Genomic DNA, 23038 nt, shown 5'->3' on the forward strand with positions numbered 1-23038 from the left:
TGTGAAAACGGCTGGACTGCCGCAGCTTTGGATTCGCCGTTCAGGCCAGCCACGCCGCGGCGTCCGGCGCGAGTTCGCCGTCGACCAGCGGGGCGCTGGCCATGATGAGCTCTCCCGGCGGCAGTGGGATCGGTCGGCGGCCGGCGTTGACCGCGCACACCGCCCCGCCGCCGCGGCGCCGGAAGATCAGCGCATCTGGTGGCGCGTCCAACCAGTCGATCTCGTCGCCCTCGAATTCGGCGCGCTCCTTGCGCAATTTGATGACGTGCCGGAAGAACGAGAACGTCGATTCGGGGTCTGCGATCTGGCGCTCGACGGTCAGGGACGCCCACTCCTGCGGCATCGGTAACCACGTGTCGGGGGAGCTGGAGAACCCGAACGGGGGAGCGTCGCCCGACCACGGGATCGGAACGCGGCACTTGTCGCGGCCGCGCTCGGTATGCCCGGAGCGTTCCCACGTCGGGTCCTGCAGCACTTCGTCGGGCAGCTCGACGTCCGGCAGCCCCAGCTCCTCGCCGTTGTAGACGAACACCGCGCCCGGCAGGGCGAGCATCGCCATCGCCATCGCCTTCGCCCGGTTCAGCCCGACCTCGCCGCCCCCGTAACGGGTGACCTCCCGCCCCACGTCGTGGTTGGACAGGGTCCAGGTGGGGATGGCGTGTTCGATCGCGATGGCCTCCATCGAATTCTCTATCGCATGGCGGATCTGGTCGGCGTCGAAGGCGATCTTGGTGAGCCGGAAGTTGAAACCGAGGTGCAGTTCGTCGGGCCGCAAATACTCGGCCCACAGGAGGTTGTCGAGCACCCACACCTCCCCAATGGTCACCGCGTCGGGATAGTCGTCGACGATCTTGCGGATCCCGCGGTGGATCTCGTGCACGCTCGGATGATTGAAGCGCGGGTCGTCGTCGCTGTGACTGAGCACCTTGACGTCGTCCTTCGCGTCGGGCAGGTCAGCCGGCTTGGCCATGCCGTGTGCGACGTCGATGCGGAAGCCGTCCACGCCGCGCTCCAGCCAGAACCGCAGCGTCTTCTCGAAATCGTCGAAGACGTCCGGGTGTTCCCAGTTCAGGTCCGGCTGCTCGGTGTCGAAGAGGTGGAGGTAGTACTGGCCCGGATTGCCGTCCGGCTCCACCACCCGCGTCCAGGCGGACCCACCGAATACCGACGTCCAGTTGTTCGGCGGCAGCTCCCCATCCGGACCCTGGCCGTCGCGGAAGTAGTAGCGCTCCCGCGCCTCGGTGCCCGGCCCCGCGGCCAGCGCGGCCTGAAACCACGGGTGTGCCGAGCTGGTGTGGTTGGGCACCACGTCCATGGTGATCTTGATGCCCCGCTTGTGCGCCGCGGGGATCAGGCGCTCAATGGCCGCCATCCCCCCGAACAGTGGATCGATGTCGCGGGGGTCGGCGACGTCGTAGCCGTGGTCGGCCATCGGTGAGACGGTGACCGGGTTGAGCCAGATCGCGTCCACCCCGAGCCGCTCGAGGTGATCCAGATGGGCCAGTAACCCGTCGATGTCGCCCACGCCGTCGCCGTCGCTGTCGGCGAACGACCGGGGATAGACCTGATAGAACACCGCGTTCGACCACCATGCTCCGGGGCTCATCCTGCTCCGTTCGGTTGGGTATCAGAAGGGCGAATTGACCAGCGAGTTGGCCGCCATCTCGAGGTAATCGAGCAGCTGGCGCCGGTGCTCGTCGTCGAGGGTCTGCGAATCGATCGAGGCGACGGCGGTGTGCATGCAGCGCAGCCAGGCGTCCCGCTCGATAGGCGTGATCCGGAACGGGACGTGCCGCATCCGCAGCCGGGGATGGCCCCGGCGGTCTGAGTAGGTGCGCGGGCCGCCCCAGTACTGCTCGAGGAACATGCGTAACCGTTCTTCGGCGCCCGCCAGGTCGTCCTCGGGGTACAGCTGGCGCAGGATCTCGTCCTCGGCGACCTGGGCGTAGAAGCGGGACACAATCGCGTGGAAGGTCTCGGCACCGCCGACGGCGTCATAGAAGGACTGGGGCTCGGAATCCATCACCTCCATTGTGGTCCATGGCGGCGGCGTCCGGCCGAGGCGGGCCGCGGGCGCTCCCGGTGTTCACCCGGGCGACATGCCGTTCACCTGCAATAGGGGTGCGATTGGCGACGAATCATGGTGGACTATCCGCGGAGGATCTATGGCGCAGGGCAAGAGACGCCGCAGCCACCGCAGTTGCGGTGCCGCGGCAGGGTTAACCGGGCCCCCAACCGCGTCATGCCTGCATAGCGTCGACACCCATCCCCCCACCCGCCAGGACACCGCTTCCCTGTGGAGTCGCCGGCGGGTGTTGCTGCTGAATTCGACCTACGAGCCGCTGACCGCGCTGCCGATGCGGCGGGCGATCGTGATGGTGATCTGCGGCAAGGCCGACGTGGTGCATCACGACCCAAGCGGACCGGTGATCCACTCGGCCACCAGCTCGATCCTGGTGCCCTCGGTGATTCAGCTGCGGTCCTACGTCCGCGTTCCGTACCGGGCCCGGGTTCCGATGACCCGGGCCGCGCTGATGCATCGGGACCGGTTCTCCTGCGCCTACTGCGGGGCCAAGGCCGACACCGTCGACCACGTGGTGCCACGCAGCCGCGGCGGCGACCACTCCTGGGAGAATTGCGTCGCCTGCTGTTCGACGTGCAACCACCGCAAGGGTGACAAGCTGCTCACCGAGCTCGGCTGGGTGCTGCGCCGGACGCCGCTGCCGCCGACGGGCCAGCACTGGCGACTGTTGTCGACGGTCAAGGAGCTCGACCCGGCGTGGGCGCGCTACCTCGGCGAGGGCGCGGCGTAGCGCCCGGATCGCACGACATCTCGTGTCCGAGTGTGCCGAGGGATCACCGCGTGGGTTACGGTTTTCGCCGTGAGCCTTTTGCAGATTCACCTGTACTTCATCGGGATACCGTTGCTGCTGGTCGCAGTGCTGGCGTTGCTGACCGTGGCCCGCAAGGGACCGCACCCGGCGAGCTACAAGCTGGGCGAGAAGTGGACCCACCCGCCGATCCTGTGGGCGGCCGCGGACGAAGACGTCGGTCACGCGCACGGCGGGCACGACACACACGAATTCGCAGTTGGAGGTGGCGCCAGTGGCACGTGGTGACGTAGCGACGATCGAGCCCGGCGAGCTGCCGAACGGGTGGGTGATCACCACCAGCGGGCGGATCTCCGGGGTGACGGAGCCGGGCGAGCTGTCCGTCCATTACCCGTTCCCGATCAAGGACCTGGTCGCCATCGATGACGCGCTGAAGTTCGGTTCGCGGGCATCGAAGGCGAGGTTCGCCATCTACCTCGGCGACCTGGGCAACGACACCGCCGCGCGGGCCCGCGAGATCCTGGCCAAGGTCCCGACGCCGGACAACGCGGTGCTGCTGGCGGTCTCACCCGACCAGAAGGTCATCGAGGTGGTCTACGGCTCCCAGGTCCGCGGTCGTGGCGCCGAGTCGTCCGCGCCGCTCGGGGTCGCCGCCGCGTCGTCGGCGTTTCAGCGGGGCGACCTGGTCGACGGGCTGGTCAGCGCGATCCGCGTCCTCAGCGCGGGAATCGCCCCGGCCTAACTGCCCGCCCACCGCGCGAGGGTGCGCAAATGCACGCCGAGCGCGGCGTGTCGCCGTACAAACACGCGCGCTCGCGTCAGGCGTTATCAGGCCGCGTCGAACCCGCGGGCCCGCAGGGCCCGCTTCACGCCGGCCTGGCCCTCCAGCACCAGCCGTCGTAGAGCCGGCGGCACCTCGGGGTCGGAAAGGAACCTGTCGGCGGCCGCGATACCGGCCTCGCTGATGTTCCAGTGCGGGTACAGCCCGATCACCACGGTCTGCGCGACCTCGCTGGACCGCCGTGCCCACACGCCCGGTATCGCTGCGAAATAGCGGTCGGTGAAGGGGTCGAGCAAGGCGTGCTGCCCGGGCGGGGCGAAGCCCGCGATGATGGACCGGGCCGTGATGTTGGCCAGGGTGTCGTCCTCGATCACCGTGGTCCAGGCCTCCTCCTTGACCTGCCGTTGCGGCCGAGCCGTCGCCGCCTGCGCACCGTGCCGCTTGCCGGCGGCGGTCGGGTCGCGCTGCACCTCCGCGTCGATGAAGGGCGTGCCGGGCCCGTCGGCGTCGATCTCGCCCGCGCCGGCGAGCGCGGTCACGATGCGCCACCGGAGATCGGTGTCGATCTCGAGACCGGCCAGCCCCAGCTCGGCCGGGTCGTGGTCGAGCAGGTCCGCCAGCGTCACGACGTGCCGGGTCGACAACACCGACGAGCACAGGCTGTTGACGAACGCGAGCTGGTGATCGGAGCCGGGCTCCGCCGCGCGCGCCAGCTCCAGCAACCGGTCGGCGAACTGCGGCCAGCCCTGCTCGTGCGCCCAGCCCGGCTCGGCGTAGGAAGCCAGCGCCGTCTGCGCCTGCAGCAGCAGCCGCTGCGCCACCCCGACCTCGGTTTCGGCGTGCACCCCGGTCGAGACCAGGGCCACGAAGTCGCGCGCCCGCATTTCGGCCTCGCGGGTCATCTCCCACGCCGCCGACCACACCAGGGAGCGCGGCAGCGGCTCGGCGATGTCGGCGATGCGCCGCAACGCGGTCTGCAGCGACTCCTGATCGAGCCGCAGGGAGCAGTAGGTCAGGTCATCGTCGTTGACCAGCACCAGCTCGCCGCGCGAAAGACCTACCAGCGCAGGGACTTCCGTGACAGGGCCCTCGACATCGAGCTCTTCCCGCCGCACCCGCACCAGTTTGCCGGCGCCGTCGTCGTCGTAGATGCCGATCGCCAGCCGGTGCACCCGGGTCTCGCCTGCCCCGGGCGCGGCACCGCTCTGCGTCACCGCGAATCGGGTGAACCTCCCGTCGGCGTCGGTGTCGAAGTCGGCGCGCAGCGTGTTCAGCCCGGTCGTCTTCAACCATTGCCGGCCCCAGTCCGACAGGTCTCGGCCCGACGCCTTCTCCAGCGCGGTGACCAGGTCGTCGAAGGTGGCGTTGCCGAACGCGTGGGCGCGGAAGTAGTCGCGCAGACCGGCCAGGAATTGCTCCAGCCCGACGTAGGCGACCAGCTGCTTGAGGACCGAGGCGCCCTTTGCGTAGGTGATGCCATCGAAGTTCACCTCCACCGCGGCGAGGTCGGGGATGTCGGCGGCGATGGGATGCGTCGACGGCAGTTGGTCCTGGCGGTACGCCCACGACTTCTCGACCGTGGCGAACGTCGTCCAGGCCTCGGTGAATTCGGTGGCCTCCGCCTGGCACAGCACCGAGGCGAAGGTGGCGAACGACTCGTTGAGCCACAGGTCGTCCCACCAGGACATGGTGACCAGGTCCCCGAACCACATGTGCGCCATCTCGTGCAGCACGGTTTCGGCGCGCCGCTCGTAGGAGGCGCGGGTGACCTTGCTGCGAAAGACGTAGTCCTCCAGGAAGGTCACCGCACCCGCGTTTTCCATTGCGCCGGCGTTGAATTCGGGGACGAACAGCTGATCGTACTTGCCGAATGCGTACGGGAGCCCAAAGTTCTTGTGGTAGAAGCCGAATCCCTGTTTGGTCTGAGTGAACAGCCGCTCGGCGTCCATGTGGCGCGCCAGGGATTCCCGGCAGAAGATCCCCAGCGGGATCTCCCCATGCTCGTCGGTGTAGGTGTCTTTCCACTCGGCGTAGGGGCCGGCGATCAGCGCCACCAGATAGGTGCTCATCCGCGGGGTCGTGGCGAAGGTGTGCACCCCGTCCTCGATCGACACCGTGGCGCCGTTCGACACCACCTTCCAGTGCCCGGGCGCCGTCACCCGCAGGTCGAACGTCGCCTTGAGGTCGGGTTGGTCGAAGCAGGCGAACATGCGCTTGGCGTCGGCGGTTTCGAATTGCGAGTACAGATACGTCTCGTTGTCGACCGGGTCGACGAAGCGGTGCAACCCCTCACCGGTGTTCGAGTAGCGGCAGTCCGCGTCGACGACGAGCACGTTGTGTTGCTCCAGGCCGCGCAACGCGATGCCGGTGGATTCGTCGTATCCGGACACGTCGATGTCGTGACCGTTGAGCGTGGCACCGCGTACCGTCTCGGCGGCGAGGTCGATGTACGTGTCGGCGCCCGGAAGCGCGTCGAACACGACCGTGGTCGTGGACCGGAACGTGCGGGTGGCCGGGGGACCCCCAACATCCGAGCCGTCGGTGACATCGAGCTGGATCTGGTAGCTGTCGACGGTGATCAGGGCCGCGCGTTCGACGGCCTGGTCCCGGGTGAGATTAGGAAGGGCCACGCGTCCAACTTACGTGCCCGGATCGCATCCGGGGCACTGCGGGAACAGGGCCGCGGCGCCTACGGTTGTGCTGAACGGTGTGTCGACCGACGAGAGGATTGCGCTATGTCTGACAAGGCTGCCGGGAAAGACCAAGCCGATTTCTGGTTCGATCCGCTGTGCCCGTGGTGCTGGATCACGTCGCGCTGGATCCTCGAGGTGGAGAAGGTCCGCGACATCGACGTGCACTTCCACGTGATGAGCCTGGCGATCCTCAACGAGAACCGCGAGGGCCTGCCCGACAAGTATCGCGAGATGATGAAGCACGCCTGGGGGCCGGTCCGAGTGGCGATCGCCGCCGAGCAGGCCCACGGCGCCGGAGTCCTGGACCCGCTGTACACCGCGATGGGCACTCGAATCCACAACGAGGACAACAAGAACCTCGAGGAGGTCATCAAGTTGTCGCTGGCCGACGCCGAGTTGCCCGCCGAGCTCGCCGAGGCCGCGCACAGCGACGCCTACGACGACGCCCTGCGCAAGAGCCACCACGCCGGCATGGACGCCGTCGGCGACGACGTCGGCACGCCGACCATCCACGTCAACGGTGTGGCGTTCTTCGGGCCGGTGCTGTCGAAGATCCCGCGCGGCGAGGAGGCCGGCAAGCTGTGGGACGCGTCGGTGACCTTTGCGTCCTACCCGCACTTCTTCGAGCTCAAGCGCACGCGCACCGAGAAGCCCGAATTCGACTAGATCGTCGGGCGGCGACCCGCAGCGCACCGTTGTGTAAGGATTGCGGGCATGCGCGTCTACCTCGGCTCTGACCACGCCGGATTCGAGCTCAAGCAGCAGATCATCGAGCACCTCAAGGCGTCCGGGCACGAGCCGATCGACTGCGGTGCCTACACGTACGACGCCGAGGACGATTACCCGGCGTTTTGCATCGCGGCCGCGACTTGCACGGTCGCCGACCCCGACAGCCTGGGCATCGTCCTCGGCGGGTCGGGCAACGGTGAGCAGATCGCCGCCAACAAGGTGCCCGGAGCCCGCTGCGCGCTGGCGTGGAGCGTGGAGACGGCGACACTGGCACGCGAACACAACAACGCCCAGCTGATCGGGATCGGTGGCCGCATGCACACCGTCGAAGAGGCGCTGGCGATCGTGGATGCGTTCCTGACCGCGCAGTGGTCGAAAGCCGAACGCCACCAACGGCGTATCGACATCCTCGCCGAGTACGAACGCACCCACCAGGCGCCGCCGGTGCCCGGCGCGCAGGGCTGAGGCCCCATGCCCGAAGGGCACACCCTGCACCGGCTGGCCCGGCTGCACCAGCGCCGGTTCGGTGGTGCGCCCGTAGCGGTGTCCAGCCCGCAGGGGCGCTTCGCCGATGCGGCCGTGGTGGACGGGCGCGTGTTGCGCCGCACCAGCGTCTGGGGCAAGCACCTGTTCCACCACTATGACGGCGGCCCGATCGTGCACGTGCACCTGGGCCTCTACGGCGCCTTCACCGAATGGCCGCGCGAGGACGCGGTCCTTCCCGAGCCGGTCGGGCAGGTGCGAATGCGCATGGTGGGCGCCGACTACGGCACCGATCTGCGCGGGCCGACGGTCTGCGAGGTGATCGACGAGGGCCAGGTTTCCGACGTGCTGGCCAAGCTCGGCCCCGACCCGCTGCGCAACGACGCCGATCCATCCTGGGCGTGGAAGCGAATCAGTAAGTCCCGCAGACCTATCGGCGCACTGTTGATGGATCAGACCATCGTCGCCGGCGTGGGCAACGTCTACCGCAACGAGCTGCTGTACCGCCACAACATCGACCCCTTCCGCCCGGGCCGGGACGTCGGCCAGGCGGAGTTCGACGCGGCGTGGACCGACCTGGTGGCGCTGATGAAGGTCGGCTTCCGCCGCGGCAAGATCGTCGTGGTGCGGCCCGAACACGACCACGGCCCGCCGTCGTATCGGGCCGGGCGTCCCCGGACGTACGTGTACCGGCGCGCCGGCGAAGGGTGCCGGGTGTGCGGAGATTCGATCCGCACGTCCGTCCTGGAGGGGCGAAACGTGTTTTGGTGCCCGTCCTGCCAAAAGTGATGCGCCTCACCATCATTGCGCTCTCCCCAAGGTGGCGCCAATTGGCAGGAAACTCCCAGCAAGAAACGCTGACGTCTACTGTTTGAGCGCGGCTCGATTGAGGGTACTGGTGGAAGCCGTGAATACTCTTCCGCGTTTAGCTGCAACGGTTTCCGCGATCGTCGGGTTGGGGCTGGCTGGGCTGGGTGCCGCGGTCGGCGCCCAGGCCCAGCCCGCGCCATTGCCCGATTACCACTGGTGCCCGGGGCAAGGGTGGGACCCGGGTTGGGGGCAGAACTGGGACTCGAACAACTGCCACGATGACCGCCATCGCGACATGGACGGCAACGACCACAGCCGTGACTGGAATGGCCCGGGACCCGACCAACGCGGTCCTGGCTGGCCCGGTGGACCCGGCGGACCGGGACCGTATCAGCCGCAGCCCTGGCAACACTGATCCGTCGATGGGTGCGGGCCGCGTGCGCGTGGCCCGTACCCCCAACGTCAGGTCGCCGCTCGCGCTTCCGGCATGACTCCCAGCGTCGCGTAGACCTCGTTGCTCAGCGCGAGGCTGCGCGGGTCCGCATTGGCCTTGGTGGCGTCGAAGCGGTTCGCCACGTACGCGTAACCGATGCGGTGCTCTAAATCGACGAACCCGAAGGAGCCGCCCAGGCCGCCGTGGCCGAAGATCCGAGGGTTGGGCCCGTTGACGCACCGCTGGTTGAGCATGTAGCCCAGGCCCCAGCCGTGGTCCGCGACCCGTGGCCCCAGCACCAGGTCGGTCTCCAGGCCGCCCTGACACTCCCGCACCAGGTCCATGTGCTCGCGGCTGAGCACCTTCTCCTGCGCGAGCGCGTTGTAGAACGTCGCCAACCCCAGGGCCGACACCTGCCCGTTGGTCCCCGGGAACTCGAGTTCGCGCCACAGCTGCAGATCATGGGAGCCGAGCTCGTCGTCGGGGGCGAACCCCATCGAGATCGAGAGCCCGGCCTTCGGATGGTCGGACAGGCTGACCGGGTGGCCGGGGGCCTGCGCGTCGGCCAGCAGGTCACGGGCGTGCGGCTTGTTGACCCGCTCGGCGCAGCGGCGCTGTTCGGCCAGGGGCAGCCCGATATGGACGTCGGCGCCCAACGGTTCGGCGATCTCGGTGCGCAGGTACTGGCCGATCGTCCGGCCGGTGACGCGGCGGAACACCTCGCCGAGGATGAATCCGAACGTGGTCATGTGGTAGCCCTGGGCGGTGCCCGGTTCCCAGTACGGTTCGGCGGCGGCCAGTTGCTCGCAGACCAAATCCCAGTCGGCGACGTCTTCCCAGCGCAGCCGGGTGCGGGGGCCGATCACGCCGGACCGGTGGCTCATCACCATCGCCAGCGTGATGTCCTGTTTGCCGGCTTGCGCGAACTCGGGCCAGTAATGGGCGACCGGGGCCTGCAGGTCCAGCTCGCCGCGGTCGGCCAGTTGATGGACACAGGTGGCCGACAAGCCCTTGGTGCCGGATAGCACCGTCGTCAGGGTGTTCTGCTGCCAGGTCCGGGTGTGGGCGGCGTCGGCCCAACCGCCCCAGAGGTTGACGACGAGGTCCCCGTCCAGCCAGACCGCGACGGCCGCGCCGACTTCATCGCCCCGCGTGAAGTTGCCTTCGAATGCCTCGCGCACCCCGACGAAGTCCGGCGCGCATGAGCCGTGGATCAGCGCATCCGTTTCTAGGTCGCTCATGGCGCCTCTCTGTGGAGCAGATCCCTAACCCGAGCGGGCGACGGGAATCGAACCCGCGTAGCTAGTTTGGAAGACTAGGGCTCTACCATTGAGCTACGCCCGCATGTATTGGTCGAGCGTGACTGTAGCTGTCGACGAAGATCAAATCTAATCGACGCGGTCTTGTGATCGCTCCGTGAGGGTCTGTGAGGTCGCCGCGAAGGCCGTGGCCGACCCGGACTCGACGGGCCTTAGGATCATCGAGGTCAGCGCGGGGTGTAGCGCAGCTTGGTAGCGCATCCGCTTTGGGAGCGGAAGGCCGCAGGTTCAAATCCTGTCACCCCGACCAGAGCACCACCCCGCGCCGCATGCACGCGGCCCACCGAACGCCAGGAACGACCACCGAGGAGCACCCCCGTGAAGAGCACCGTCGAGCAGCTGAGCCCCACCCGGGTCCGCATCAACGTGGAGGTGCCGTTCGCCGAACTGGAGCCCGACTTCCAGCGGGCCTACCGGGAGCTGGCCAAGCAGGTGCGGCTGCCCGGCTTTCGCCCCGGCAAGGCGCCGGCGAAGTTGCTGGAGGCCCGGTTCGGCCGAGAGGCGCTGCTGGACCAGGTTGTGAACGAGGCGCTGCCCGCGCGGTACGGGCAGGCGGTCGTGGACTCAGAAGTGCAGCCGCTCGGTCAGCCCGAGATCGAGGTCACCAAGAAGGAGTACGGCCAGGAGCTGGCGTTCAGCGCCGAGGTCGACATCCGCCCCAAGATCGAGCTTCCGGACCTGGCCACGCTGAAGGTGTCGGTCGACCCGGTCGAGGTCAGCGACGATGACGTCGACGCCGAATTGCAGTCCCTGCGCGCCCGGTTCGGCACCCTCACCGGGGTGGACCGGCCCGTGGAAACCGGCGACTTCGTCTCCATCGACCTGTCAGCCACCATCGACGGTGAAGAGGTGCCGGGGGCCGCCGCGGAGGGGCTGTCCCACGAGGTGGGCTCCGGCCGTCTCATCGCGGGCCTCGACGACGCCCTGGTCGGTCTGTCCGTCGACGAGTCCCGCGAGTTCACCGCGCAGCTGGCGGCCGGTGACCACGCCGGGCGGGACGCGCAGGTGACCGTCACCGTCAAGTCGATCAAGCAGCGCGAGCTCCCCGAGCCCGACGACGAGTTCGCCCAGTTGGCCAGCGAGTTCGACACCATCGAGGAGCTGCGGGCCAATCTGCGCGAGCAGGTGGGCCGGGTCAAGCGCGCTCAGCAGGCCGACCAGATACGTAACGCCGCGCTGGACGCTCTCTTGGACCAGGTCGACGTGCCGCTGCCGGAGGCGATCGTCAAAGCGCAGGTCGAGAGCACCCTGCACAACGCCCTGCACGGGCTGGAGCACGACGAGGCCAAGCTCGACCAGGCGCTCGCCGGACAGGGCAAGACGCGCGAAGAGTTCGAGACCGAGACGCGCTCGGCCGCGGAGACGGACGTCAAGAGGCAGCTGCTGCTGGATGCGTTGGCCGACGAGCTGGAGGTCCAGGTCGGCCAGGACGACCTGACCGAGCGGCTGATGATGACGTCGCGCCAATACGGCATCGAGCCGCAGCAGCTGCTGGGCTACCTGCAGGAGAACAACCAGCTGCCGGCCATGTTCGCCGACGTGCGGCGCGGGCTGGCCATCGCCGAGGTGGTGCGGGCGGCGACGGTGACCGACACCGACGGGAACGCGATCGACACCAATGAGTTCTTCGGCAAGCGCGGGGAGGCCGACGATGCCGAGCCGACTGGCGAGGCTGAGGAGGCCGACCATTCGACCGGGGAGGCCAACGATGCCGAGCCGACCGACGAGGCCCCGGAAACCGAAGCGTCCGACGACGAAGCGGAGTGACCGGTCTTGACGCTGTGAGCGAAAGCGCCGAATTGAGGGGGAGCGTGACCGCGAAACAGTCGGCCAGGTTGGTTAGTGTCGGTGCATAGAAGAACTCGAGAAAGCAGGTAACCCAGTCGTGTCTGACATGCGTTCGCCCTCGCAGGGGCTCAACCTCACGGACTCGGTCTATGAGCGCTTGCTCTCCGAGCGCATCATCTTCCTGGGTTCGGAGGTGAACGACGAGGTCGCCAACCGGCTGTGCGCGCAGATCCTGTTGCTCGCCGCCGAGGACGCCGACAAGGACATCTCGCTGTACATCAACTCCCCGGGCGGATCGATCAGCGCCGGCATGGCCATCTACGACACCATGGTGCTGGCGCCCTGCGACATCGCCACCTACGCGATGGGCATGGCCGCCTCGATGGGAGAGTTCCTGCTCGCGGCCGGCACCAAGGGCAAGCGCTTCGCGCTGCCGCACGCGCGCATCCTGATGCACCAGCCGCTGGGCGGGGTGACGGGCAGCGCGGCCGACATCGCGATCCAGGCCGAGCAGTTCCACGTCATCAAGAAGGAGATGTTCCGGCTGAACGCCGAATTCACCGGGCAGTCGATCGAGCGCATCGAAGCGGACTCCGACCGCGACCGCTGGTTCACCGCGCAGGAAGCCCTGGAATACGGGTTCGTCGACCACATCATCACCCGCGCCGCCCACATCACCAACGGAGAAGCCCAGTGAGCACCCAGCACCCGAACATGCAGCCCCAGGCGCGCTACATCCTGCCGTCGTTCATCGAGCACTCCAGCTTCGGTGTCAAGGAGTCCAACCCCTACAACAAGCTGTTCGAGGAGCGCATCATCTTCCTCGGCGTCCAGGTGGACGACGCTTCGGCGAACGACATCATGGCGCAGCTGCTGGTGTTGGAATCGCTGGACCCCGACCGCGACATCACCATGTACATCAACTCGCCCGGCGGCGGCTTCACCTCGCTGATGGCGATCTACGACACCATGCAGTACGTCCGCGCCGACATTCAGACGGTGTGCCTCGGTCAGGCCGCGTCGGCCGCGGCGGTGTTGCTGGCCGCCGGAACCCCAGGCAAGCGGATGGCGCTGCCCAACGCTCGCGTGCTGATCCACCAGCCGTCGCTTCAGGGCGTGATCCAGGGCCAGTTCTCCGACCTGGAGATCCAGGCCGCCGAGATCGAGCGGATGCGCACGCTGATGGAGACCACACTGGCCCGCCACACCGGCAAGGATGCCGCGACCGTCCGTAAGGACACCGACCGGGACAAGATCCTGACCGCCGAAGAGGCCAAGGAGTACGGGATCATCGACACCGTCCTGGAATACCGGAAGCTCTCCGCGCAGACCGCCTAGCGTCATCGGCCCTGCGTCGAACGTGCACTGGCCGCGAATCCCCACCTGATTTTTCGCGCTCAGTGCGGGCTGGGCGAACGTCGGCCATGCTTGCCGAGCACACCTCATCAAGACCGACTCGCTGATCAGAGCCGATTCCGCCGAACCGCTGTAGGGTGATTTCGTGGGGATCGGGCGGCGCATCAGCCTCGGTTGGGTCACGACCGCGACACGCCAAAGACACGCAAAGCGCGTCGTTCGCGAGTGACGGGCACCGTCTGGCTATATGTTTCATCCAGACGGGACCAGCATGACTCCCCCGAATATCATCGGCGCGATTCGGCCTTAATGGTCGCGTCGGGCCCGATCTAGCGGGTAGCGTCGGGGGATACATGCGGCACAGCACGACGAACGGCGAATAGGAAGTAGGCCCTCAGCACCATGGCGCGCATCGGAGACGGCGGTGACCTGCTGAAGTGCTCGTTCTGCGGGAAGAGCCAGAAGCAGGTCAAGAAACTCATTGCTGGTCCCGGTGTGTACATCTGCGATGAGTGCATCGACCTCTGCAACGAGATCATCGAAGAGGAACTGGCCGACGCCGACGACGTCAAACTCGACGAACTACCCAAGCCCGTCGAAATCCGGGAATTCCTCGAGGGATACGTCATCGGGCAGGACACCGCCAAGCGCACGCTGGCCGTCGCGGTCTACAACCACTACAAGCGCATTCAGGCGGGGGAGAAGGGGCGCGACTCCCGGCACGAGCCGGTTGAGCTGACCAAGTCCAACATCCTGATGCTCGGGCCCACCGGCTGCGGCAAGACCTACCTGGCGCAGACGCTCGCCAAGATGCTCAACGTGCCGTTCGCCATCGCCGACGCCACCGCGCTGACCGAAGCCGGCTACGTCGGTGAGGACGTCGAAAACATTCTCCTCAAACTCATTCAGGCCGCCGACTACGACGTGAAGCGCGCCGAAACCGGCATCATCTACATCGACGAGGTCGACAAGATCGCCCGCAAGAGCGAGAACCCGTCGATCACCCGCGACGTCTCCGGCGAGGGCGTGCAGCAGGCGCTGCTGAAGATCCTGGAGGGCACCCAGGCTTCGGTGCCCCCGCAGGGCGGCCGCAAGCACCCGCACCAGGAGTTCATCCAGATCGACACCACCAACGTGTTGTTCATCGTCGCGGGTGCGTTCGCCGGCCTGGAGAAGATCATCTACGAGCGCGTCGGCAAGCGCGGCCTCGGGTTTGGCGCCGAGGTGCGCTCGAAGGCCGAGATCGACACCACCGACCACTTCGCCGAGGTCATGCCCGAGGACTTGATCAAGTTCGGGCTGATCCCCGAGTTCATCGGGCGGCTGCCCGTCGTCGCGTCGGTGACCAACCTCGACCGCGAGTCGCTGGTCAAGATCCTCTCCGAGCCGAAGAACGCCTTGGTCAAGCAGTACACCAGGCTGTTCGAGATGGACGGCGTCGAGCTCGAGTTCACCGACGACGCACTGGAGGCGATCGCCGATCAGGCCATCCACCGCGGCACGGGGGCCCGTGGCCTGCGCGCCATCATGGAAGAGGTCCTGCTGCCGGTGATGTACGACATCCCGAGCCGGGACGATGTCGCCAAGGTCGTGGTGACCAAGGAGACCGTGCAGGACAACGTGCTCCCGACGATCGTGCCGCGCAAGCCGTCGCGCACCGAGCGCCGCGACAAGAGCGCCTAACCCGCCTCGCGGTCGAGCGGCCGCGCATTTGGGTACTAGATGCGCATGCCGGCCGCCGCTGAGCTCCCCAGCCCCGTACCGCGCCGGCTGACGCACGCGCTGGACCTGCTGAACTTTCTGCTGGCCGACGTCCGCGACGGGCTGGGCCCCTACCTGTCGATCTACCTGCTGCTGGCCCACCATTGGGACCAGGCGTCGATCGGGTTCGTCATGGCGGTCGGGGGAATCGGGGCGATCGTCGCGCAGGCCCCGGCCGGTGCGTTGGTGGACCGGAGCACGGCCAAGCGGGCGTTGATCGTCGGCGGCGCGTTGACCATCACCGCCGGTTCATTGGCTATGCCGGTCTTTCCGGGGCTGTATTCGATCTCTGTCCTGCAGGCCCTGACCGGTATCGCCGGCTCGGTCTTCGCCCCGGCTTTGGCCGCGATCACTCTGGGCGTCGTGGGTCCGCGCTTCTTCGCCCGCCGGATCGGACGCAACGAGTCGTTCAACCACGCGGGCAACGCCTCGGCCGCGGCCATCACCGGCGGCTTGGCCTACTTCTTCGGCCCGGTGGTGGTGTTCTGGGTGCTCGCCGTCATGGCGGCCGCGAGTGTGCTTGCCACGCTGCGGATTCCGGGCGACGCGATCGATCATGACGTCGCGCGGGGCATGGACCACGTGCCGGGTGGGCCGCACGAGACGCCGTCCCGGATGGCCGTGCTGCTGCACAATCGCCGGCTGATGATCTTCGCCGCGACGGTCATCGCCTTCCACTTCGCCAACGCGGCCATGCTGCCGCTGGTCGGTCAGCTGCTGGCGCTGCACAACAAGGACGTCGGGACCGCGCTGATGGCCGGTTGCATCGTGGCCGCCCAGGTGGTCATGGTGCCGGTGGCCTACCTGGCCGGAGCCAAGGCCGATTCGTGGGGGCGAAAGCCGATCTTCCTGCTCGGTTTCGCGGTCCTGGCGGCACGCGGATTTCTCTACACCCTGTCCGGCAACCCGTATTGGTTGGTTGGCGTGCAGCTGCTGGACGGCGTCGGGGCCGGCGTGTTCGGCGCGCTGTTCCCCCTCGTCGTCCAGGACGTCACGCACGGCACCGGCCGGTTCAACGTGAGCCTCGGTGCCGTGACGGCCGCGACGGGCATAGGCGCCTCGGTGTCCAATCTCGCGGCCGGGTGGATCGTGGTGGCCGCCGGCTACAACGCCGCCTTCGCCTTACTGGGAGCACTCGCCGCCGCGGGCTTTCTCCTCTACCTGGTCGCGATGCCGGAGACGGCGCCCGAAGACGCGAGCGAATCCGCGAAAAGTGACCAATACCACAGTTTTGAACGGCCCGCACCACCGTCCGCGCGCTGACATCGGCTTTAGGTGTAAAACCGCTGTATGCAACCGTTTAGAGACGGCCATTCTCGTCTTAGAGAGTCTTAAAGAAGTGCCATAATTGGTACTACTAGTGACACACAGCTCAAGGGTGCGGGGCGCGCTTGAACGGCGCGTAACGTAAAACTCCAGCGGAGTGCCTATCCGGATAACGAATGGAAGGCGGATACGTGGATCCGAACGGCAGCGGAGCCGGGTCTGATTCTCACAACGGCTCGAACGGGTCGCCTTCCGGTGGCGGGTCCGACCGCCGGCGCCTGGAGCAGGTCGTCATTCGCTTCGCCGGCGACTCCGGCGACGGGATGCAGCTGACGGGCGACCGGTTCACCTCAGAGGCAGCGCTTTTCGGAAACGACCTGGCGACCCAGCCGAACTATCCCGCCGAGATCCGGGCTCCCGCAGGAACACTGCCCGGGGTCTCCTCCTTCCAGATCCAGATCGCCGACTACGACATCCTGACCGCCGGTGACCGCCCCGACGTGCTCGTCGCGATGAACCCGGCGGCGCTCAAGGCCAACCTCGGCGACCTGCCGCGGGGCGGCATGGTGATCGCGAATTCCGACGAGTTCACCAAGCGCAACCTGACCAAGGTGGGTTACGTGACGAACCCGCTCGAGTCCGACGAGTTGTCCGACTACGTCGTGCATTCCGTCGCGATGACCACGCTGACGCTGGGTGCCGTCGAGGCGATCGGCGCGTCGAAGAAGGACGGCCAGCGCGCCAAGAACATGTTCGCGCTGGGCCTGCTGTCCTGGATGTACGGCCGCCCGATCGAAACCAGCGAGAAGTTCATCCGGGAGAAGTTCGCCCGCAAGCCCGACATCGCCGAGGCCAACGTCTTGGCCCTCAAGGCGGGCTGGAACTACGGCGAGACGACCGAGGCGTTCGGCACCACCTACGAGGTCTCGCGGGCGACGCTGCCATCCGGCGAATACCGGCAGATCTCCGGCAACACCGCGATGGCCTACGGCATCGTCGCGGCCGGGCAGCTGGCCGACATTCCGGTGGTGCTCGGCAGCTACCCGATCACCCCGGCGTCGGACATCCTGCACGAGCTGTCCAAGCACAAGAACTTCAACGTGATCACCTTCCAGGCCGAGGACGAGATCGGCGGCATTTGTGCCGCAATCGGCGCCTCTTACGGCGGTGCGCTCGGTGTCACGAGTACTTCGGGCCCGGGGATTTCGCTGAAGTCCGAAGCGCTGGGCCTGGCGGTGATGACCGAGTTGCCGCTGCTGGTCATCGACGTTCAGCGCGGCGGGCCCTCGACCGGCCTGCCCACCAAGACCGAGCAGGCCGACCTGCTGCAGGCGCTGTACGGCCGCAACGGGGAGTCACCGGTCGCCGTGTTGGCGCCGCGCTCGCCGTCCGACTGCTTCGCCGTCGCGATCGAGGCGGTGCGCATCGCGGTGTCGTATCACACGCCGGTGATCGTGTTGTCCGATGGCGCGATCGCGAACGGCTCTGAGCCGTGGCGCATTCCGGACGTCAGCACGCTGCAGCCGATCAAGCACACCTTCGCCAAGCCCGACGAGCCCTTCCAGCCGTATAACCGTGACCCGGACACGCTGGCCCGTCAGTTCGCCATCCCCGGCACCCCGGGGCTCGAGCACCGCATCGGCGGTCTGGAGGCGGCCAACGGTTCGGGTGCCATCTCCTACGAACCGGTCAACCACGACCTGATGGTCCGGTTGCGCCAGGCCAAGATTGACGGCATCTCGGTGCCCGACGTGGAAGTCGACGACCCGACCGGGGACGCCGAGCTGCTGCTGATCGGCTGGGGCAGCTCGTACGGCCCGATCGGCGAAGCCTGCCGGCGCGCGCGGCGCAAGGGCGTCAAGGTCGCGCACGCCCACTTGCGCCATCTCAGCCCGTTCCCGGGGAACCTGGGCGACGTGCTGCGGCGCTACCCGATGGTGGTGTGCCCGGAAATGAACTTGGGCCAGCTGGCATTGCTGCTGCGCGGCAAGTATCTGGTCGACGTGCAGTCGGTCACCAAGGTTCAGGGCGTCGCATTCCTGGCCGATGAGATCGGGCGGGTCATCCGCGCCGCGCTGGGCGGCACGCTGGCCGAAATCGAGCAAGACAAGACGATGGTCGCCAGAATGGCGGCAGCGACGGTGGGAGCGGGAGCTAGCGAATGACCGACCTGATGGGAAATCTGGCGGGCGCGGACCTGGGGTTGACCCCGAGGTTGAAGAAGAACGACGGCGTCCCCACCACGGATCAGCCGCAGAAGGGCAAGGACTTCACCAGTGACCAAGAGGTCCGCTGGTGCCCCGGCTGCGGCGACTACGTCATCCTCAACACCATCCGCAACTTCCTGCCCGAGCTGGGACTGCGGCGGGAGAACATCGTGTTCGTGAGCGGGATCGGCTGCTCCAGCCGCTTCCCGTACTACCTGGAGACCTACGGGTTCCACTCGATCCACGGCCGCGCGCCGGCGATCGCGACCGGTCTGGCGCTGGCCCGAGAGGACCTGTCCGTGTGGGTGGTCACCGGCGACGGTGACGCGTTGTCGATCGGCGGCAACCACCTGATTCACGCGCTGCGCCGCAACGTCAACATCACGATCCTGCTGTTCAACAACCGGATCTACGGGCTGACCAAAGGCCAGTACTCGCCCACGTCGGAGGTCGGCAAGGTCACCAAGTCGACCCCCATGGGTTCGCTGGACCACCCGTTCAACCCGGTGTCGTTGGCCCTGGGCGCCGAGGCGACGTTCGTCGGCCGCGCCCTGGACTCCGACCGCAACGGACTGACCGAGGTGCTGCGCGCGGCCGCCGAGCACCGCGGTGCCGCCGTGGTCGAAATCCTGCAGGACTGCCCGATTTTCAACGACGGCTCGTTCGACGTGCTGCGCAAGGAGGGCGCCGAGGAGCGGGTGATCAACGTCCGCCACGGTGAGCCGATCACCTTCGGTGCCGACGGCGAGTACTGCGTGGTGAAGTCCGGCTTCGGCCTCGAATTCGCCAAGACCGCCGACGTGGCCGTCGACGAGATCATGGTGCATGACGCGCACACCGACGACTCGGCCTACGCCTTCGCGCTGTCGCGGCTCTCCGATCAGAACCTCGATCACACGGTGCTCGGCATCTTCCGGGACGTCACCCGGCCCACCTACGACGACGCGGCGCGCTCCCAGGTGCAGGCCGCGCGGGCCTCGAAGCCGTTCGACGACACCGCTCTGCAATCATTGCTGCGTGGGCGCGACACCTGGACCGTCGACTGACGTGGCCGAGACAGCTTCACTGGCCGGAGTAGTGCTCGCCGGCGGCGCATCGCAACGCATGGGCCGCGACAAGGCCAGCCTCCCAGTGCCTGCGTCCGCGGGCTCCCAGGCGACCACGATGGTCGAGCACGTGGTCGGCATCCTCGGACAGCGTTGCGATCCGGTCCTCGTGATGGCCGCCCAGGGCCAGCCATTGCCCGAACTGCGGGCGCGGGTGATGCGCGACGAACTGCGCGGGTTGGGGCCGTTGCCGGCGACCGGGCGGGCGCTGCGGGCGGCCGCCGACGCCGGTGCCCGGCTCGCCTTCGTCTGCGCCGTCGACATGCCTTTCCTGGCAATCGATCTCATCGACGATCTCACCCGCCGGGCGCTGGAGACCGGCGCGGAAGTGGTGCTGCCGTGGGACGGCCAGGACCACTACCTCGCCGCGGTGTACCGGACCGACCTGGCCGACCGCGCCGACGCCTTGGTGGCGGCCGGCGAGCGCCGGATGCGCGCCCTGGTGGACGCCTCGGACACCCAGCGAATCTTGACGTCGGATTCGCGGTCGCTGACCAACGTCAACACCGACGCCGAGTTGCGCGCCCTCGCGCAGCCGCGCAGCTGACGTCGACCTCACGCGAGCGGGTCGCGGTTGGACCGCGCCGGATCGATGCTCGTACGTCATCAGCCGTCGCAGTCGAAAGCCGAAATTCACAAAGCTATTCGACCTGAGGCGAGTTCTCCTTTCGCCTTGGAATGGCCACGCGGGCGTACGGTTTCCTGCTCTGGGCGAATTCACCCATCCGATCGTGATCTGTTGGGGCATAGCGCATTTCGGATGGGATGATCGGGGGACAGTCCGAGAAGGTAACGCGGGAGCGACGTGAGATCGGCCGAATGCCGCGCCCGCCCAGCAAATTGCATAAGTGAATGGCAGAAGCTCAGTGGACAGACAGCGACGGCGGCGGCCGATCCATAATGCGTCGCCGTCGGCGCCAGGCCACGCGAAAGACATTGCTTAGAACCCTCTTTCGACGATCAGATGCCGGTCCTCCGGCGATCCGGCCGTTCTGCGCGCTCGCTATTCGAACAACGCAAGTTAGCAGGCGCGCAACATAATTCGTCCGCGTCACTGGGCGTGGCGGATGGGCGATGACACGTAATTTGTTGTAAGCTGCGCGGCTTCGCGCCACGGACCCCGGCCCGGTAGGGCGCAATCGACGTAAACGCGCCAGCGCAAATACGTGGGCCAGTTCACAAAATGCGCGTGATTCGGCTCACGATTTGAAAGCGATTGCAAATGTTGGGTACCTGCCGGAATTGCAGTGCTGACCTGCCGAAATGACGACGGGATTGCGCTGTGATCACCCCGTTACCGAAACGAGATGTCCGTTTTCCGAAGATGACGAACGCGGCTGGGTCTCGTACGGTCCGTGTTAGCCCGCAACGGGTTACGGAAGAGTAACTGAAAACAGAATCACGGACCCGCGTGTGAGCGGGGCCGCGGACGTCGCAAGGCCGTCCGTGGCCGGTGGGTAGCACCCGCCGGGCGACTCGAGCCCACCGCTGTCGTGCCAGGAGAACCGGCACGGTCCGAAGCAGGTTTCCGCACCAACCAAAAACCGTCAGCCCACCCCCGTGGGCTTGCTTTGGCGCGCGCGCACCGCGAAAGGAAAGATATTGAAGAACGTCCGTAAGACGCTCGTTCTCGCCGCGATCACGGGCACCCTCGTGACCATCCCTTCGGCCACCGCCAGTGCGGAACCGACGGGTTTCGACCCCAACTTCGCGCCCGCCGGGGCGCCGGACGCACCGCCGCCGCCTCCGGCGCCCCGGCGGGCGCGAAGTTGGGGTGCGGGGTTTGACCCCAACGTGCCGCCGCCTCCGGGCCCGGATGCCCCGCCGCCTCCGCCGGTCCGGGCGTACAGCGTGAACTGGGACGCCATCGCGCAGTGCGAGTCGGGCGGCAACTGGTCGATCAGCACCGGTAACGGCTTCTCCGGTGGCCTGCAGTTCACCCCGAGCACCTGGCGCGCCAACGGCGGCAACGGTTCGCCCCAGAACGCGAGCCGTGAGGAGCAGATCCGGGTAGCGGAGAACGTGCTGCACTCCCAGGGCATCGGCGCCTGGCCGGTGTGCGGCCGTCGCGGCTGACCTCCCCAACGCAGTACTAAGTAGTGGCAAGTAGTGCCGGGCCCCTGGCCCGGCACTACTTGTCTGCGGGGGTAGCGTCGGGCCCGTGACCGCAACGCCGCGCGAATTCGACATCGTGTTGTACGGGGCGACCGGCTTCGTCGGGAAGCTGACCGCTGAATACCTGGCCCGGTCCGGGCCGGGCACGCGGGTGGCGCTGGCCGGCAGATCGACCGAGCGCTTGCGGGCTGTTCGCGACACCCTAGGTGAATCCGCGCGGTCCTGGCCGCTGGTCGCCGCGGACGCCTCGTCGCCGTCCACGCTGAATGAGATGGCCAGCCGCACCCGGGTCGTCATCACCACGGTCGGGCCGTACACCCGCTACGGGCTGCCGCTGGTGGCCGCCTGCGCGGCGGCGGGGACCGACTACGCCGACCTGACCGGCGAGGCGATGTTCGTCCGCGAGAGCATCGACTGCTACCACAAGCAGGCAGCCGACACCGGCGCACGGATCGTGCACGCCTGCGGATTCGATTCCGTCCCTTCGGACCTCAGCGTGTATGCGCTCTACCGGGCGGCGCGAGACGACGGCGCCGGCGAACTCGGCGAAACCGACCTGGTGGTCCGGTCCTTCTCGGGTGGGGTGTCCGGTGGAACCGTGGCGTCGATGCTGGAAGTGCTGGACACCGCATCCCGCGATCCCGATGCCCGTCGTCAGCTCGCCGACCCGTACACCTTGAGCACCGACCGCAGCGCCGAACCGGAGATCGGACCGCAGCCCGACCTGCCGTGGCGCCGGGGCCGTCAGATCGCACCGGAACTGACCGGCGTATGGACGTCGGGATTCGTGATGGCGCCCTACAACACCCGAATCGTGCGGCGCAGCAACGCATTACTGGACTGGGCGTACGGCCGCCAGTTCCGCTACACCGAAAGCATGAGCCTGGGGTCCTCGCCGCTGGCGCCGCTGGCGTCCGCCGCGGTCGGCGGAGTCGCCAACGCCACCTTCGGACTGGGCAGCCGCTACTTCCGGCTGCTGCCGCGCCGGCTGGTGGAGCGGATCGTCCCCAAGCCCGGGACCGGCCCCAGCCCGGCGGCGCGCGAGCGCGGCTTCTACAAGATCGAGACCTACACCACCACGACCACCGGCGCGCGTTACGTCGCGCGCATGGAGCAGCGCGGCGACCCCGGCTACAAGGCGACCTCGGTGCTGTTGGGGGAGTGCGGCCTCGCGCTCGCCTTCGACCGCGACAAGCTGCCCGATCTGCACGGCGTCCTCACCCCCGCCGCGGCGATGGGCGATGCCCTGCTGGCCCGGTTCCCCGCCGCGGGTGTGACGCTGCAGGTCGACCGGCTGGGGAAGTGACCCGGCTCACCTGCGATTTGGGCACTTACACACAGGTAAACGGCGCTCCCTAGA

The 23038-nt window shown here is 67.6% G+C and carries 20 protein-coding genes and 2 tRNA genes; 17 read left to right on the plus strand and 5 right to left on the minus strand.

Annotated features, from left to right (window positions below; translation table 11 throughout):
* Window positions 1-40 precede the first annotated feature (40 nt).
* Window positions 41-1606: a glycoside hydrolase family 13 protein gene (locus C1737_RS01675; protein WP_102417053.1), complete on the minus strand. Its 1566-nt coding sequence runs from the start codon at window positions 1604-1606 to the stop codon at window positions 41-43.
* A gap of 21 nt (window positions 1607-1627) precedes the next feature.
* The gene (locus C1737_RS01680; protein ID WP_067921993.1) at window positions 1628-2023 is read right to left on the minus strand and encodes a globin; all 396 of its coding nucleotides are present in this window, start codon (window positions 2021-2023) and stop codon (window positions 1628-1630) included.
* A 142-nt stretch (window positions 2024-2165) separates the two neighbouring features.
* Here C1737_RS01680 and C1737_RS01685 point away from each other — a divergent pair, with 142 nt between their 5' ends.
* From C1737_RS01685 to C1737_RS01695, 3 genes are all read left to right on the plus strand, one after another.
* Window positions 2166-2813, plus strand: a complete 648-nt coding sequence (locus C1737_RS01685; protein ID WP_102417054.1) for an HNH endonuclease — start codon at window positions 2166-2168, stop codon at window positions 2811-2813.
* A 78-nt stretch (window positions 2814-2891) separates the two neighbouring features.
* Window positions 2892-3119, plus strand: coding sequence for a hypothetical protein (locus tag C1737_RS01690; protein WP_067921996.1), 228 nt, complete (start codon window positions 2892-2894; stop codon window positions 3117-3119).
* Window positions 3106-3573, plus strand: coding sequence for a DUF5130 domain-containing protein (locus C1737_RS01695; RefSeq protein ID WP_067921988.1), 468 nt, complete (start codon window positions 3106-3108; stop codon window positions 3571-3573). The genes C1737_RS01690 and C1737_RS01695 overlap by 14 nt, the downstream gene beginning before the upstream one ends.
* A gap of 86 nt (window positions 3574-3659) precedes the next feature.
* Here the strand turns inward: C1737_RS01695 and pepN are convergent, their stop codons facing one another.
* The gene (gene pepN, locus C1737_RS01700; RefSeq protein WP_068096041.1) at window positions 3660-6242 is read right to left on the minus strand and encodes an aminopeptidase N; all 2583 of its coding nucleotides are present in this window, start codon (window positions 6240-6242) and stop codon (window positions 3660-3662) included.
* Window positions 6243-6347: 105 nt separating this feature from the next.
* On the opposite strand from pepN, the gene C1737_RS01705 reads away from it, so the two are divergent.
* The 3 genes from C1737_RS01705 to C1737_RS01715 are packed head-to-tail and all read left to right on the plus strand — an operon-like array spanning window position 6348 to window position 8306.
* Window positions 6348-6971, plus strand: coding sequence for a DsbA family protein (locus C1737_RS01705; RefSeq protein ID WP_067917141.1), 624 nt, complete (start codon window positions 6348-6350; stop codon window positions 6969-6971).
* Between the two features lie 48 nt (window positions 6972-7019).
* Window positions 7020-7499: a ribose-5-phosphate isomerase gene (locus tag C1737_RS01710; protein WP_067917139.1), complete on the plus strand. Its 480-nt coding sequence runs from the start codon at window positions 7020-7022 to the stop codon at window positions 7497-7499.
* Between the two features lie 6 nt (window positions 7500-7505).
* Window positions 7506-8306 carry an Fpg/Nei family DNA glycosylase gene (locus C1737_RS01715; protein WP_067917137.1) on the plus strand — a complete coding sequence of 267 codons (801 nt, stop codon included), beginning with the start codon at window positions 7506-7508 and terminating at the stop codon, window positions 8304-8306.
* Between the two features lie 483 nt (window positions 8307-8789).
* Here the strand turns inward: C1737_RS01715 and C1737_RS01725 are convergent, their stop codons facing one another.
* Together C1737_RS01725 and C1737_RS01730 are read right to left on the minus strand one after the other, a co-directional pair.
* Window positions 8790-10001 carry a serine hydrolase domain-containing protein gene (locus C1737_RS01725; protein WP_102417057.1) on the minus strand — a complete coding sequence of 404 codons (1212 nt, stop codon included), beginning with the start codon at window positions 9999-10001 and terminating at the stop codon, window positions 8790-8792.
* Between the two features lie 32 nt (window positions 10002-10033).
* A tRNA-Gly gene (locus C1737_RS01730) sits at window positions 10034-10104 on the minus strand.
* A 148-nt stretch (window positions 10105-10252) separates the two neighbouring features.
* On the opposite strand from C1737_RS01730, the gene C1737_RS01735 reads away from it, so the two are divergent.
* From C1737_RS01735 to C1737_RS01785, 11 genes are all read left to right on the plus strand, one after another.
* Window positions 10253-10329: transfer RNA gene (locus C1737_RS01735), tRNA-Pro, on the plus strand.
* Between the two features lie 68 nt (window positions 10330-10397).
* Complete coding sequence (gene tig, locus C1737_RS01740) at window positions 10398-11846, plus strand: trigger factor (RefSeq protein ID WP_102417058.1); 1449 nt, start codon at window positions 10398-10400, stop codon at window positions 11844-11846.
* 127 nt (window positions 11847-11973) lie between these two features.
* Window positions 11974-12564: an ATP-dependent CLP protease proteolytic subunit ClpP1 gene (gene clpP1, locus C1737_RS01745; RefSeq protein WP_067917131.1), complete on the plus strand. Its 591-nt coding sequence runs from the start codon at window positions 11974-11976 to the stop codon at window positions 12562-12564.
* Between the two features lie 17 nt (window positions 12565-12581).
* The gene (gene clpP2, locus C1737_RS01750; RefSeq protein WP_067917143.1) at window positions 12582-13205 is read left to right on the plus strand and encodes an ATP-dependent CLP protease proteolytic subunit ClpP2; all 624 of its coding nucleotides are present in this window, start codon (window positions 12582-12584) and stop codon (window positions 13203-13205) included.
* A 420-nt stretch (window positions 13206-13625) separates the two neighbouring features.
* Window positions 13626-14906, plus strand: a complete 1281-nt coding sequence (gene clpX, locus C1737_RS01755) for an ATP-dependent Clp protease ATP-binding subunit ClpX (protein WP_055400128.1) — start codon at window positions 13626-13628, stop codon at window positions 14904-14906.
* A gap of 45 nt (window positions 14907-14951) precedes the next feature.
* Entirely contained in the window at window positions 14952-16247 is a 1296-nt protein-coding gene (locus C1737_RS01760) for an MFS transporter (protein ID WP_233214617.1), read from the plus strand.
* A 194-nt stretch (window positions 16248-16441) separates the two neighbouring features.
* On the plus strand, window positions 16442-18415 hold the full coding sequence (locus tag C1737_RS01765; protein ID WP_102417726.1) for a 2-oxoacid:acceptor oxidoreductase subunit alpha: 1974 nt from the start codon (window positions 16442-16444) through the stop codon (window positions 18413-18415).
* Window positions 18412-19503 carry a 2-oxoacid:ferredoxin oxidoreductase subunit beta gene (locus C1737_RS01770; RefSeq protein WP_102417060.1) on the plus strand — a complete coding sequence of 364 codons (1092 nt, stop codon included), beginning with the start codon at window positions 18412-18414 and terminating at the stop codon, window positions 19501-19503. Before C1737_RS01765 ends, C1737_RS01770 begins: the two co-directional genes overlap by 4 nt.
* 1 nt (window position 19504) lies before the next feature.
* Window positions 19505-20110, plus strand: coding sequence for a molybdenum cofactor guanylyltransferase (mobA, locus tag C1737_RS01775; protein WP_067917123.1), 606 nt, complete (start codon window positions 19505-19507; stop codon window positions 20108-20110).
* A gap of 1055 nt (window positions 20111-21165) precedes the next feature.
* Entirely contained in the window at window positions 21166-21639 is a 474-nt protein-coding gene (locus C1737_RS01780) for a transglycosylase family protein (protein ID WP_102417727.1), read from the plus strand.
* A gap of 85 nt (window positions 21640-21724) precedes the next feature.
* A complete protein-coding gene (locus tag C1737_RS01785; RefSeq protein ID WP_067919091.1) occupies window positions 21725-22984 on the plus strand; it encodes a trans-acting enoyl reductase family protein in 1260 nt (419 codons plus the stop codon).
* Window positions 22985-23038 lie beyond the last annotated feature (54 nt).

The organism is Mycobacterium sp. 4858 (assembly GCF_900240975.1).
Classification (GTDB): Bacteria; Actinomycetota; Actinomycetes; order Mycobacteriales; family Mycobacteriaceae; genus Mycobacterium.